Below are 13,784 nucleotides of genomic sequence, written 5' to 3' on the forward strand. Positions count from 1 at the left end.
GACCCCGACGAACACCCCAGACGAACGGCCGGACCGACCAGCCGACACGAACGACCCCGACGAACGGCCCAGGCGGACAGCCCAGGCGGACAGCCCAGGCGGACAGCCCAGGCGGACAGCCCAGGCGGACAGCCCAGGCGGACAGCCCAGGCGGACAGCCCAGGCGGACAGCCCAGATGGCCAGCCGGAGCGTAGCGAACGGCCGAGACGAACGGCCGAGACGAACGGCCCAGACGAACGGCCCAGACGAACGGCCCAGACGAACGGCCCAGAGGGACGACCCAGAGGGACGACCCAGAGGGACGACCCAGAGGGACGACCCAGAGGGACGACCCAGAGGGACGACCCAGAGGGACGACCCAGAGGGACGACCCAGAGGGACGACCCAGATAAACAGTCGAGACGACCAGGCGGGACGACCAGGCGGCCGGGCGGGCGGGCGGAGCGGGCGGGCGGGCGGGCGGGCGGAGCGGACGGCTGGGGCGGTGTAAGTAGCCTTACTGTGTGCTGAACGATGCGATGTACCCCAAGAGTTTTGCCAGCGACAACCACGTAGGCGTGCACCCGAAGATCTTCGAAGCCATGGCCGCCGCGAACCGAGGAGACGCGCCGGCCTACGGCGATGACAGGTGGACGACGGCGTTCGAAGGCAAGGCCAGGGAAGTGTTCGGCCCAGGCGCGCAGGGTTTCGCGGTGCTGAACGGTGCGGGTGCCAACATGGTCGGCCTGGCCCTGATGCTCGGCCGCTACGACGCCGTCATCTGTGCCGACAGCGCCCACATCGCCACCCACGAAGCAGGGGCGTCGGAGCGCCTGCTCGGCGTGAAGCTCATGACGATCCCCACCGAGGACGGCAAGCTCCGCCCCGTCGACATCACGTCGCGCCTGGGCGGAATCGGCAACCCCCACGAACCCCAACCGACGGTCGTCTCCATCTCTCAGGTCACGGAACTCGGCACCTGCTACTCCCCCGCCGAGATCTCCGCCCTGGCCGAAGCGGCCCACGAATCGGGGCTACGTCTCCACGTGGACGGCGCCCGACTGGCCAACGCCGCCGCGTACCTCGACTGCGATCTGAAGGCCATCACAACGGACGCCGGCGTGGACGTGTTCAGCTTCGGCGGCACCAAGAACGGCGCCCTGGCCGCCGAGGCCGTAGTGGTACTGGATGCGTCGCTGGCGCACGCCGTTCCGTTCCTGCGCCGCCAGTCTCTCCAACTCGCCTCGAAGATGCGCTTCATCTCGGCGCAGCTATCGGCCCTCCTGACGGACGACCTATGGCTCCAGAACGCGGCACACGCCAACCAGATGGCCACCCGGCTCGCCAACGGCCTGGCAGATCTCTCCGGCGTCTCCCTGGCTTACCCCGTCGAATCCAACGCGGTCTTCGCCAAGCTCCCACCCGCCGCCGCCGAGACCCTCCGGCAGCGCTACCTGTTCCACTACTGGGACGAGACCGCCGGCACCGTCCGCTGGATGACCGCCTTCGACACTACGCCAGAGCAAGTGGACGACTTCCTCGACGACATCCACAAAGCAACCACCGCCGCCTCCGTCTAGCCACAAGCAGTCCGTCTTCGTTCCGCCCACTCCCCATGTTTCACGTGAAACGCGACCGTCCCCGGCTCCACGCCATCCATGTTTCACGTGAAACACACTCCCCCGAGCACCCTCACGCCAGCCTCGTTTCACATAAAGCGCGTTCGCCTGCGCGCAGAACGCCGACCCTGTTCACGTGGAGCGTGCTCGCCTGCCTGCACATCCCGCGCCGACCCTGTTCACATGGAACGTAGAGCGTGCTCGCCTGTGCGTGTTCCCCACGCCGACCTTGTTTACGTGGAGCGCGGTGGGCCTGCCTGCACATCCCACGCGGACCCTGGTCACGTGGAGCGTGGAGCGTGCTCGCCTCCCTGCGCATCCCACGCCGACCCTGTGTTTCACGTGGAGCGTGCTCGCCTGTGTGCGTTCCCTACGTCGACCTTGTTTCACGTGAAACACGTTGGCCTGCCTGCGTGCCGTACCCGACCCTGTTTCACGTGAAACAGCCGCCTCCCGCCCACAGTCGGCCGCCTAGAACTGGCGGTAGGCGGATCAAACCCGCTGGGCCACTGGTGGTCGCCAGATGTTCGTCGTCGGGATTGCCCAGCTGAAGTCGCCAGCCCACAGCGCTTCGCTGGCGATCGACCAATTCGAGCATTGCCCTGTCACCGAATCGGCGATGTCCGGCCGCCTCACCCAGCGCGGCTTTGCCGTCCAGGCCAGGCAGCCACAAGGAAGCGGTGCGACCGCCACCTTCCCCTGCCTCAGCGTCAGGCTCGGCTATTCCGTCCGGATGACGCCTCATCCAGTGCGCAAGAAGGTCCGAGCCAGTCACCAGCATCGCGGCGATGGCCGGCCTCCCCTGGTAACGGGGCGAGCGGCCATCTCGTCGCGCCTGCCTGTTCATACGATGCGGGTTGCAACGGCAGCACGGTCCTTGAGAAAGCGCCTCATGTGGTGGGCGCTCGGCCACCAAGAATGATCCCAGCCGTCCACTTCCGCGATCTCGACGCACCCGGCTCCCGCCCAGGCCGGATAGAGGTCCTGACCGACGGTGGTAATAGGCCTTGCGCCGCTCGCCTTCCGGGCTCTGGCTGCGAGGCCCGACACCGTTGCTCAAGCCCACCGAGCGGCTGCCACTGCACGCGAATTTTCAGCGACCACCATCCCAGGCCGTGATGGCTGGAACATTTCCCCGCGGCCTTGAGGCGGACGCCTCCCTGTTTCAGCCACTACACGAGGTCATCACAATGTTCACCTCGACCGGCTGGCGCGTCGCCGACTTCGGCACGGTCACCGAGCCGTCCACCGGCACCCGCGGTGACATGCTCGACCGGCTGCGCTTGCGCATTGGCGTGGCAGTGGCACGGCGCCGCTCGTCGGCGGTTCCTCCAGACAGCCTCACCAAGCGCCGTCGCCCCAACCGAGCACCCCAAAGCCGTCTCCCTACCCAACCTCGCCCCGCCGCTTCTGTAAGGCCAACTGCTTGCCCGCCGTCGCTTTGCCCTGCCGTCGCTCCGCCCGCTACCGCGCCTGCTCGCTTGCCGTGTGACTCCACGACCGGGACTAACGTCGCGCTTGGCCGCCTGCCACCCGAGCCCCCCCAGCCGAGTCCCCTGCTCGACTCCCCCGGGCTGGCGCGCCGCCGCGCCTGACCGCTGCCTGCTCCGATCCCGTCGGCTTTCCTGAGCACCGCGCTGCACGGCCTCGCCGTCGCCCTGCCCGCCGTCGCCCTGCCCGCCGTCGCCCTGCCCGCTTGCCGTGTGACTCCCCGACCGGACCGCCGTCGCGCTTGGCCGCCTGCCACCCGAGTCCCCGCCCGACTCCCCCGGGCTGGCGTGCCGCCGCACATGTCCGCTGCCTGTCCCGATCCCGTCGGCTATCCTGAGCGCTGCGCTGCACGGCCTGGCCATCCGCTGCACGGCCTCGCCCTCCCTACCTTTTGGCCGTCGCCACCACCGACCGCTGCGCGCTCGGAGCGCTGCCGGGCCAAGCGTTCTTGGGCTTGCCGCGCCGCCTCGAGTTGCTGCGCCTGCACCTGGCTTCTCTGCGCCTGCACCGTGCTTCTCTGTGCTTGCTTGTTTCACGTGAAACGTGTCCCACCAGCGTTGGGCCGAGACGTCGGAGTAGAGGGCGTCGGCGGCTTATCAGAGGCCGGGAGGTAGCTGGCTGGAGGGGTGTTTCACGTGAAACGGGGCGGGGGGTTGGTCAGTCCTCGGCCTCGCGCATCGTGCGGGCCGCTTCCGGTGCCATGGTGCCGATGATGCGTTCAAGGTCGTCGATCGTGGCGAACTCCACGACGATGCGGCCCTTCCGGCGTCCCAGGTCCACCTTGACCTTCGTCTCGAAGTGATCCGAGAGGCGGTCGGCGAGGTGGGTGAGGCCGGGGGCGGTGGGCTTGGCCGGCTGGCGCTCGCGCGGCGCCTTCGTGGCGGCCTTCGCGCTTCCCATGGCGACGATCTCCTCCACGGCCCGAACCGAGAGGAGCTCTGCCACGATGCGCTTGGCAAGCAGCATCTGCTCTTCGGGGCCGTTGAGGCCGAGGAGGGCTCGGCCGTGACCGGCGCTGATGGACCCGGCGGCGACCTTGAGCTGGACCTCGGGTGGGAGGTTCAGAAGGCGGAGGGTGTTGGTGATGTGGGAGCGGGAGCGACCGACCTTCTCTGCGAGCTGTTCGTGCGTTGCCTGAAAGTCGTCAAGGAGTTGCTGGTACGCCGCCGCCTCTTCGAGGGGGTTCAGCTGCTCGCGCTGAAGGTTCTCGATGAGCGCGTCGCGCAGGAGATCGGTGTCCTGGGTGTTGCGTACGATCGCGGGCACCGGATCCAAGCCGACCTGCTTGCACGCTCGCCAACGCCGCTCCCCCATGATCAGCTCGTACTGACCACCACCGACCGACCGGACCACGATCGGCTGCAGGAGGCCGACCTCCCGGATCGACGATGCCAACTCGTCCAGGCGCTCGTCATCGAAGATCTCACGTGGCTGACGTGGATTGGGGACGATCGCGGCCAGGGCGATCTCCTTGAAGTACGCCCCAGCAATCGGCTTTGGACCTGTGTCCCCCGTTGAACCGTTCGCCGGGGACGGCGCCGTCCCCGTACCGTCAACGATGGGACCGGTCGGGATGAGCGCCCCGAGCCCCTTGCCCAATCCCCGCCGCTGCTGACTCACTGCGTCTCCTCATCCAGCCGGTCGATTCCGGTCACTCCAGGAGAGGTTACCGTCGTGGACCCGACGGGGTGCCCCCTCACCACACACGGTGCCGTTGGATTTACACCGACACGGTCACAAATCTGCCCAACTCGTGACTGAGCACCGAGATGCGCCTGGAGTCCGGCCCATCGGCCCATCGGCCCATGGAACTCCCACCATCCCCTTGTCTCCACGCCGCGCCCCTCTCCGCAACGGATGCTGGCGCTCTCAGCGACACGAAGGGATGGGGGCTCGTCGTCGGTTCCACCCATCCCGAGCGGCCACCCCGCTGGCCCGTTCGGGATGGGCGCTGTCGGGTCCCTCAACCCAGCGGCTTGGGAGTCGCCCCCCGGGCCGGAGGTCGTCTTCCCCGCGCCCGGGTGTCGTCTCCCCGCGCTTGGGTGTCGCCCCCGGGCTGGAGGTCGTCTCCCCCGCGATTGGGAGTCGTCTCCCCGCTTGGGCGTCGCCTCCCCAACGTTTGGAGGTCGCCTCCCCAGTGTTTGGAGGTCACCTCCGCAGCGTTTGGAGGTCGCCCGCCCAGTGCCTCTGGGCTACCTCGCCGAACGACAAGAGGTTGCTTATTCGACGATGCTCAGCGCCGCCTCGTCCGGCGGGCGAAAGGCCGGCGCCCTCGGCGGCTTCAGGCTGCCACGCGGCGAGCGTACCTGCTTGGGTCACGGCGGCTTGAAGGCGAGAGGCCGCGTCATCTTCCCGCGCACAAGGGCAGGATCGAGCGGGCCGGCAGATCCACAAAAGCCAGCCCCGTCGGCACGCATCGGGCGCTCGCGGACAAACACGGGGACCCGAACCCACCAGACCTAGCCTCCAGCCCCCCAGGCCGGGCCTCCGGGGCTCGCGGCCACCGGACGAACCCAGCCTTCAAGTCGCCGACCAAAGGTGGCAGGACCGATCTCACCGCCCCAACCAGGGACGCGCTGGAGGGTGGTCAGGCGACAGTGGCGCGGTGGGCTATTTCGCGGGCGGCGTCCATGTAGGCCATCGCCCCACTCGATCCCGGATCGTAGGTCATCACCGACTGCCCATAACTGGGCGCCTCCGACAGCCGCACACTGCGCGGGATCACCGTCTTGAGAACCGTGTCCCCGAAGTGCGCGCGTACCTCATCCGCCACCTGCGAGGCCAGCCGGGTCCGGCCGTCGTACATCGTCAGCACGATCGTCGACAGGCTCAGCGTCGGGTTCAGGTGGGCCTTGATGAGGTCGACGTTGCGCAGGAGCTGGCCGAGGCCCTCCAGGGCGTAGTACTCGCACTGGATCGGGATCATGACCTCCTCCGCGGCCACCAGCGCGTTGACGGTCAGGAGGCCGAGCGAAGGCGGGCAGTCGATCACGATGTAGTCGTAGTCCACCACGTCGTACGCCGCCAGCGCGCGCCGGAGGCGAGCCTCTCTCGCCACCAAGGAGACCAGTTCGATCTCGGCGCCGGCCAGATCGATGGTGGCCGGAGCGCAATAGAGGTTCGGCATCTCCGGAACCTGCTTGACGATGTTCGCCATAGGGAGATCGTCAACGAGGACCTGGTACACATCCGGCACATCGCCACGATGCTCAGTGGCCAAAGCCGTGGAGGCGTTGCCCTGCGGGTCGAGGTCCACGACGAGGACACGCTGGCCGTGCATCGACAGGGCGGCGGCGATGTTGACCGAGGTGGTCGTCTTGCCCACCCCGCCCTTCTGGTTGGCCACCGCGATCAATCGGGTCTTGGCCGGGCGCGGCCAGGTGCCGTCGCCATCGCCGGGGGTCTCGCCGGTCTGGGCGGCCGTCGGGGTTGCAGATGTTTCACGTGAAACCACTGAGCTGAGCGCCTCTCGTACCAACGGCGAATCACCGGGGTTCAGGGGGGTCTGGGTCACGATGGCCATCCTTTCAACCAGTGGTGTGCCGGTGCCGGGAATTTGCTGTCGCGACACGCCCATTTCGGGCCAGCCAACCCCGGTTGGACTCTCAGACGGACGGCTGTCCGGCCAGCCAAGACCACTTGACGCGACTGGCACAACCGTCACCTCCTTCGTCGCCGCCTGGCTCGCTCCGGCGCGCGACCCGCTACCACCCGAACCAATGTTGCAGGCGGCTCGACCTTACCGCGCCCGACGGTCACAAGCTCAGCCGTTCGGGCCCCGCTGGCCCGCAATTGGGCCTCCGCCTCGGCCAGCTCGCCGGCCGCCCGCTCCCCCTTCATGGCGATCAGCTCGCCGCCCTCGCGGAGCAGCGGCATGGCCCACGTCAGGAGGCGGTCGAGCGGCGCCACCGCACGGGCGCTGGCGACGTCGAACTCCCGCTCGCCGACCAGCTCTTCCGCCCGCCCGCGCAGCACCTCGACGTTGTCGAGCTTGAGAGCCTCGACACATTCCTCCAGGAACACCGTACGTCGTAGCAGCGGCTCAAGCAGCGTTACCGTGATGTCCTGCCGGACGATCGCCAGGACCAGCCCGGGCAGCCCCGCGCCGGAGCCGATGTCCACCAGGCGCACGTCCTGTGGCACGACCTCGGCCACGACCGCGCAGTTGAGCAGGTGACGGTCCCAGATCCGGGGCACCTCCCGCGGGCCCAGCAGCCCACGGACGACACCGGGACCCGCCAGCAGCTCGGCGAAGGCACTGGCACGATCCCAAGCCTCCCCGGCGAAGACGTCCCGCGCTATGTCCGGCGGCTCCGGAAGCTCATCGCTCACTGGTCGGTGGCCCTTTCTGGGGCTGATGGCCCTTGTCTCGGCGATCGGGTGGTGTGCCGGCGCAGGTTCGTCGCCCGGCGACAGGTCTAGGAGTCCGGTCTCTACCCAAGGCTACGGGTGAGATCACAAGGGAAGACTAGCGGGCCGCGGTGAAGCCCACCTGTGAGCGCGCCGTTCCCCAAGTACCTACGTGGGAGCGCTAACAACGACATGTCAGTACGTGGCAGCACACGTACGCAGAAATCCCCCGTACAGACATAAAGGTCTGTAAACGCGAAGCGGCCGTCCACCACGCACGAGGGCGGGCGGACGGCCGGATCGGATGTCGGATGACGTGCCTCAGGCGGGCAGAACCACCACGTACCGCTGCGGCTCCTCCCCCTCGGACTCACTACGGAGCCCGGCGGCCGCCACCGCGTCATGGACGATCTTGCGCTCGAACGGGGTCATCGGCTGCAGCGCCTTCGGCTCGTCCCGTTCCTTCACCTGGTTGGCGATCTCGGTGCCCAGCTTGGTCAGCTCGGCCCGGCGACGCTCGCGGTAGCCGGCCACGTCGAGCATCAGCCGCGAGCGCTCCCCGGTCTGCCGGTGCACGGCGAGCCGGGTCAGCTCCTGCAGAGCCTCCAGGACCTCTCCCGCGGGCCCCACCAGCTCATTGCCCTTGAGCCCCACCACGGACACCATGGCGCGGTCGCCCTCGACGTCCATGTCGATGTCACCGTCGATGTCGGCGATGTCGAGAAGGCCCTCGACGTAGTCGGCAGCGATCTCGCCTTCCTGCTCCAGCGCAGTGAGATCAGGAGCCTTCTCCTGCTCGGCCTCGGTCATGGCCGGCCTCTCCTTCGTGTTCAAGACTTCTTGCTGCCGGTGCGCTTGCTGCGGGACTGCCTGCTCGGCTGCTGCCTAATGATCTTAGGCTCCGGAGGAGGCGGCGGTGCCTGTTCTTCCGGTGTCGTCTTGCGCAGCTTGGCGATCAGACCGGGCTTGGACTGGACCGGGATCGGGTCACCCTTCGCGTCGTACTGCGGCATCGGGTGCCGGCTGTAGAACCAGTGCTGCTGACCGAGCGTCCACACGTTGGTGGTGACCCAGTACATGATCAGACCGAGCGGGAAGTTCAGGCTGAAGAAGGCGAACAGCGGCGAGATGTACATCAGGATCTTCTGCTGCTGCGCCATGGGGTTGTCCGGCATCTGAGCCATGGAGCGGGTGACGCTCTGCCGGACGGTGAGGAACGTGGTCAGCGAGCTGACCGCGACGAAACAACCGATGACGATCTTCTCGCCGATGCTGGGCGCCTCGAAGAACGTGGCAGGCAGCGGAGCGCCCAGGATGAGAGCCTGCTTGGCGCTGTCGACCAGCTCCTGCGACATGCCGAACTTGGCCTGGTCGGCCGCGATCGCCCGAAGTACGGTGAACATCGAGATGAAGATCGGGAACTGAGCCACGACAGGGAGGCAGCCGCCGAGCGGGTTGGCGCCTGCACCTTGGTACAGCGCCATGACCTCCTGGTTCATGCGCTGCTTGTCGTTCTTGTACCGCTTGCGGAGCTCCTGGACCTTCGGCGCCAGCTCCTGCATCTTTCGCGACGATCGCATCTGCTTGAGGAACAGCGGGAAGATCAGGATCCTCATGAAGACGGTCAGCGTGATGATGGTGAGCGCCCAGGCCAAGCCGCTGTTCGGGTCGAGGACCGTGCTGTATGCCTGGTGGATCCAGGTGATGACTTGGGCGACGGCTGTGTACAGCCAGTTGAGCCAGGACAGCTCCACCGAGCTATCTCCCTTGCGTTTCGTGGGACCGGACCGGGCGTGGGGGCACCGGGTCTATACCTCCGGGATGGAATGGGTGGCACCGCCCGATGCGCCGGACAGTCAGCCATGTGCCGCGCAATGCTCCATGTACGGCAATCGCCTCGAGCCCGTATGCACTGCATGACGGATAGAACCGGCAGCGAGGACCGAGCATCGGGCCGATGAACGCCCGATAGAACCGAATGGGGATGATGAGTGCCCGAGCGGCCAGGCTCGGCACCACCCCTTGCGGTTGCTCCGTCATCTTTGTCCACCCGTCGAGGACTCGCGCCGCCTGATCAAACGATCCAGCGCGACGTCGAGTTCGGCGGCCAGTTGCTCGAATCGCGCGGACGCGGCCGGTGGGTTGGCGCGTACCACAAGCAGGCTACCTCGCGGCAGCCGGTCGAGACGGTCCCGCATCAGGTGTCGGAGCCGTCGTTTGACCCTGTTTCGGGTCACGGCGTCACCGACAGCCTTGCTCACCACGAAACCCACCAGAGGCGATCCTTCCCCGGAAACGATGAAATGCACCACCAGGGTGGGGCGGCCCGCGCGCTTTCCGCGCCTGACCGCCGCCTCGAATTCCTCCCCGCGTCGCATGCGGGAGTGACGGGATAGCACCGTATACGTCTAACGCCCGCCGGCGTGATCCGCCGGCGGGCTGTAGTCGCGCAGGACGATCAGGCCGACAGCTTCTCGCGGCCCTTACGGCGGCGAGCGGCGAGGATGGCGCGACCGGCCCGGGTGCGCATCCGCAGCCGGAAGCCGTGGGTCTTCGCGCGGCGACGGTTGTTCGGCTGGAAAGTACGCTTGCTCACGGGTGGGCTCCAGGCTTGATGGTGCGCCACGAGGGCGCCGAAAAACACATGGATGGCCTGCCAGGGAAGCGAGGGCACGCGAAATAGCCGTCGCGTGACAAGCCGACCGTCGTACGTTACGGGCCAACCGCCGTCCAGGTCAAACCGGACCGGTTATCCACTAATCCACAGGCTACTTTTCCACCGCCGGCCCCACGTCCACAGTTGGTGCACTCCCGTGCCACTAGGCTGTGGACAACGCCTTGAACACAGCTGTGCACATAGATACTGTCGGCCCTTCCCGGGCCCGCTCAATGGCTGTGGACAGCTTGTGGATGTCCTGTGGAGGGCGAGGGCGAGCAGCCCGGCCGCCCCGTGTGGACGAACGGGTCGCCGAGCACTCTGGGCGACCACGCCATGTGGATAACGATCGCGGGGGGCCGCGAGAGAGAGGAGGGGGAACCTCATCATGAACGGTGTCGACCTCGGCGCGGTATGGGGAAGGGCCCTGGGCAACTTCCTCAACGAAAACGTGCCGGTCCAGCAGCGCACCTGGCTGTCGATGGTGCGTCCGATCGCGCTGGCCGACGACACGATCGTGCTCGGCGTCCCCAACGACTTCCTCAAAGACCTCATCGAGGGCAAACTGCGCCCGCTGGTCGCGCACGCTCTGTCACAGGAGCTCGGCCGGACCATGCGACTGGCCGTGATGATCGACACCACGGCGCCGGAGCAGCCGACCATCGACTCTCATCAACAGCCTGTGACTCAGAGTTATCCCCAGGGTGTGGAGAGTCAGCTGCGTTATGCACAGCCTGCCCAACCGCAGTACAACCAGCCTTCGGAGCCTCCGCAGTTCTATTCTCCGCAGCCGGAGCCACCCCAGATATCCACCGAATATCCACAGGCCGGCTTCTCTTTTGAACAGGCACAGTCGTATCCACCGCCTGTGGAGAAGGTGCCGGAACCGGCACCGAACCGGTGGGAGGCAAAGAGCAACAAGCCCAGCGAACCGGCCAGACTCAATCAGAAGTACACATTTGAGACATTCGTCATCGGCGCCAGCAATCGGTTCGCCCATGCGGCGGCCGTGGCGGTGGCCGAATCGCCGGCGAAGGCATACAACCCGCTGTTCATCTATGGGGACTCGGGGCTGGGGAAGACTCACCTGCTGCACGCGATCGGGCATTACGCCCAGAGCCTGTACGACGGCGCGCGGGTCAGATACGTGAGCTCCGAGGAGTTCACCAACGACTTCATCAACAGCATCCGCGACCACAAGGCCGACGGGTTCCGCGGCCGCTACCGGGCGATCGACATCCTGCTTGTGGACGACATCCAGTTCCTGGAGGGCAAGGAGCAGACGCAGGAGGAGTTCTTCCACACCTTCAACACGCTGCACAACGCCAACAAGCAGATCGTCATCTCCAGCGACCGGGCGCCCAAGCAGCTCATCACGCTGGAGGACCGGCTCCGCAACCGGTTCGAGTGGGGCCTGATCACCGACGTCCAGCCGCCGGAGCTGGAGACCCGGATCGCCATCCTCAGGAAGAAGGCCATCCAGGAGGGCCTGGCCGCGCCGCCCGAGGTGCTCGAATACATCGCCAGCCGGATCTCCACCAACATCCGCGAGCTCGAGGGCGCGCTGATCAGGGTCACCGCGTTCGCCAGCCTCAACCGGCAGGGCGTGGACCTGCAGCTCGCCGAGGTGGTGCTGAAGGACCTGATCACCTCGGAGTCCGACACCGAGATCACGATCGCGGCGATCATGAGCGAGACCGCCCAGTACTTCGGGATCAGCATCGACGACCTGTGCGGAACCTCACGCAGCCGGGCGCTCGTCAACGCCCGGCAGATCGCGATGTACCTGGCGCGTGAGCTGACCGAGTTGTCACTGCCGAAGATCGGCCAGCAGTTCGGCGGGCGCGACCACACCACCGTGATGCACGCCGAGCGCAAGATCCGGTCGCTCATCGCGGAGCGCAGATCGATGTACAACCAGGTCAACGAGCTAACAATGCGGATCAAGCAGACACAGCGTGGATCTTGAAGTTCATGCACAGCCTGTGGAAAACACTGTGGACTGCGAAAACACGAAAAGGCGCTCGCGCTTCGTCACCCAATGCCGGGAAAAATCCGTCCACATTGGTTGGGGACAACGCTGGGGACATCCTGGGGAGAACTTGGGGACTACCCGTGGATAACGTGTGGACAGACTGTGCACAGTCGATCTGGGGCTCCAGAAGGGCCTCGTTTACCCCGTGGATAACCTGTGGAAACCTCGTGGATAACCCCCGGTTCTCCGTGGATGAAGGCACCATGATCTGGGGACAGCCTGTGGGTGAAAAATCTCTGTCCCCAGGCTCGCGAGTTCTCCCCAGGCTCCGCCCACAGCCCCCGTGGATGAAAACAGGGCTGTTGACCAGCCAGGACACTGGTTGTCCACAGTTTCCACAGCCCCTAGTGTGATGACCTCTTATCTCTCTAACTAAGAAACTCAAAGACCCATAGAGGGGTTCTCCCGGAGCGCGAGGCTGGGAGGGAGGATCCTTGAGATCCTTGAGTCAACGACGAACCCAGGAGGCTGATGACCGTGATGTTCCGAATCGAGCGAGACGTCCTCGCTGAGGCGGTGGCATGGACGGCACGCAGCCTCCCGGCGCGTCCGTCGGTGCCCGTACTGGCGGGGATGCGCCTGGAGGTCACGGAGGAGCAGCGGCTCAAGCTCTCCGGCTTCGACTACGAGGTCTCCGCCGAGGTCACGCTCGAACTCCACACGGGCGAGCCGGGAGTCGTCCTGGTCTCGGGCAAGCTGCTCGCCGAGATCACGCGCGCGCTTCCCGCACAGCCTGTGGACTTCGTGGTGGACGGATCCAAGGCCGTCGTCACATGCGGCAGCGCCCGATTCACACTGCTGACCATGCCTGTGGAGGACTACCCCTCCCTCCCGGCCATGCCGCCGGCCGCCGGGCGGGTGGGCAGCGACGTGTTCGCCTCCGCCGTCGGCCAGGTCGCCGTCGCCGCGGGCCGGGACGACACGCTGCCGATGCTCACGGGCGTGCGCATGGAGATCGAGGGCGACACGGTGACCCTCGCCGCGACCGACCGCTACCGGCTGGCCGTACGCGAGCTGAAGTGGCAGCCGGGTCAGCCCGACTTCGCCGCCATCGCGATGATCCCGGGCAAGACGCTCGCCGACACGGCCAAGGCGCTCGGCGCGACCGGCGCCGAGGTCGAGATCGCGCTCAGCTCCGCTGGCGGCACCGGCGAGGGCATGATCGGCTTCTCCAGCGCCGGACGTCGCACGACGACGCGCCTGCTCGACCCCGAGTTCCCCAAATACCGCTCACTGCTGCCCACCGAGTTCTCCGCCCGCGCCGACTTGTCCACAAGCTCGTTCGTCGAGGCGGTCAAGCGTGTGGCCCTGGTCGCCGAGCGCAACACTCCGGTACGCCTGGCGTTCAAGAGCGGCGAGGTCGTGCTGGAGGCCGGCAGCGGCGACGAGGCGCAGGCCGTCGAGGCGCTCCCGGTCGACTACGAGGGCGAGGAGATGAACATCGCCTTCAACCACCAGTTCCTCCTGGAGGGTCTGGGGGCCATCGACTCCGACGTGGCGCGGCTGCAGATGACCACATCGACGAAGCCCGCTATCCTCACCGGTGGCAAGCCTGTGGAAGACCAAGTCGTGACGGACTATCGATACCTGATCATGCCTATCCGACTGTCAGGCTGAACCTGTCATCGGAGATGATGGAAGTCTGACAAGGGG

Annotated in this window: 12 protein-coding genes; 4 read left to right on the forward strand and 8 right to left on the reverse strand. The window is 66.7% G+C overall.

Annotated elements, in window-relative coordinates; genetic code table 11:
- Positions 1 to 504: 504 nt before the first annotated feature.
- Together ACFPZ3_RS05015 and ACFPZ3_RS05020 are read left to right on the forward strand one after the other, a co-directional pair.
- A complete protein-coding gene (locus ACFPZ3_RS05015) occupies positions 505 to 1,560 on the forward strand; it encodes a threonine aldolase family protein (RefSeq protein WP_379512743.1) in 1,056 nt (351 codons plus the stop codon).
- Positions 1,561 to 2,122: 562 nt separating this feature from the next.
- Positions 2,123 to 2,521: a hypothetical protein gene (locus ACFPZ3_RS05020; protein ID WP_379512744.1), complete on the forward strand. Its 399-nt coding sequence runs from the start codon at positions 2,123 to 2,125 to the stop codon at positions 2,519 to 2,521.
- Positions 2,522 to 3,747: 1,226 nt separating this feature from the next.
- On the opposite strand, the gene ACFPZ3_RS05025 is transcribed toward ACFPZ3_RS05020, so the two are convergent.
- The 8 genes from ACFPZ3_RS05025 to rpmH all read right to left on the reverse strand — a co-directional run bounded on the left by ACFPZ3_RS05025 (position 3,748) and on the right by rpmH (position 10,036).
- Positions 3,748 to 4,710: a ParB/RepB/Spo0J family partition protein gene (locus tag ACFPZ3_RS05025; RefSeq protein WP_379512745.1), complete on the reverse strand. Its 963-nt coding sequence runs from the start codon at positions 4,708 to 4,710 to the stop codon at positions 3,748 to 3,750.
- 967 nt (positions 4,711 to 5,677) lie between these two features.
- On the reverse strand, positions 5,678 to 6,613 hold the full coding sequence (locus tag ACFPZ3_RS05030; RefSeq protein ID WP_379512773.1) for a ParA family protein: 936 nt from the start codon (positions 6,611 to 6,613) through the stop codon (positions 5,678 to 5,680).
- A gap of 137 nt (positions 6,614 to 6,750) precedes the next feature.
- Positions 6,751 to 7,422, reverse strand: coding sequence for a 16S rRNA (guanine(527)-N(7))-methyltransferase RsmG (gene rsmG, locus ACFPZ3_RS05035; RefSeq protein ID WP_379512746.1), 672 nt, complete (start codon positions 7,420 to 7,422; stop codon positions 6,751 to 6,753).
- A 339-nt stretch (positions 7,423 to 7,761) separates the two neighbouring features.
- On the reverse strand, positions 7,762 to 8,250 hold the full coding sequence (locus ACFPZ3_RS05040) for a Jag family protein (protein ID WP_379512747.1): 489 nt from the start codon (positions 8,248 to 8,250) through the stop codon (positions 7,762 to 7,764).
- 20 nt (positions 8,251 to 8,270) lie between these two features.
- On the reverse strand, positions 8,271 to 9,194 hold the full coding sequence (gene yidC / locus ACFPZ3_RS05045; protein ID WP_379512748.1) for a membrane protein insertase YidC: 924 nt from the start codon (positions 9,192 to 9,194) through the stop codon (positions 8,271 to 8,273).
- Between the two features lie 4 nt (positions 9,195 to 9,198).
- Positions 9,199 to 9,480 carry a membrane protein insertion efficiency factor YidD gene (yidD, locus tag ACFPZ3_RS05050; protein ID WP_358114806.1) on the reverse strand — a complete coding sequence of 94 codons (282 nt, stop codon included), beginning with the start codon at positions 9,478 to 9,480 and terminating at the stop codon, positions 9,199 to 9,201.
- Complete coding sequence (gene rnpA / locus ACFPZ3_RS05055) at positions 9,477 to 9,839, reverse strand: ribonuclease P protein component (RefSeq protein ID WP_379512749.1); 363 nt, start codon at positions 9,837 to 9,839, stop codon at positions 9,477 to 9,479. Before rnpA ends, yidD begins: the two co-directional genes overlap by 4 nt.
- Positions 9,840 to 9,898: 59 nt before the next feature.
- Entirely contained in the window at positions 9,899 to 10,036 is a 138-nt protein-coding gene (gene rpmH, locus ACFPZ3_RS05060) for a 50S ribosomal protein L34 (protein ID WP_043614899.1), read from the reverse strand.
- A 448-nt stretch (positions 10,037 to 10,484) separates the two neighbouring features.
- Here rpmH and dnaA point away from each other — a divergent pair, with 448 nt between their 5' ends.
- Both dnaA and dnaN read left to right on the forward strand, forming a co-directional pair.
- The gene (gene dnaA / locus ACFPZ3_RS05065) at positions 10,485 to 12,065 is read left to right on the forward strand and encodes a chromosomal replication initiator protein DnaA (RefSeq protein WP_379512750.1); all 1,581 of its coding nucleotides are present in this window, start codon (positions 10,485 to 10,487) and stop codon (positions 12,063 to 12,065) included.
- 543 nt (positions 12,066 to 12,608) lie between these two features.
- Positions 12,609 to 13,748: a DNA polymerase III subunit beta gene (dnaN, locus tag ACFPZ3_RS05070; protein WP_379512774.1), complete on the forward strand. Its 1,140-nt coding sequence runs from the start codon at positions 12,609 to 12,611 to the stop codon at positions 13,746 to 13,748.
- Positions 13,749 to 13,784 lie beyond the last annotated feature (36 nt).

It is taken from the genome of Nonomuraea insulae (assembly GCF_042656245.1).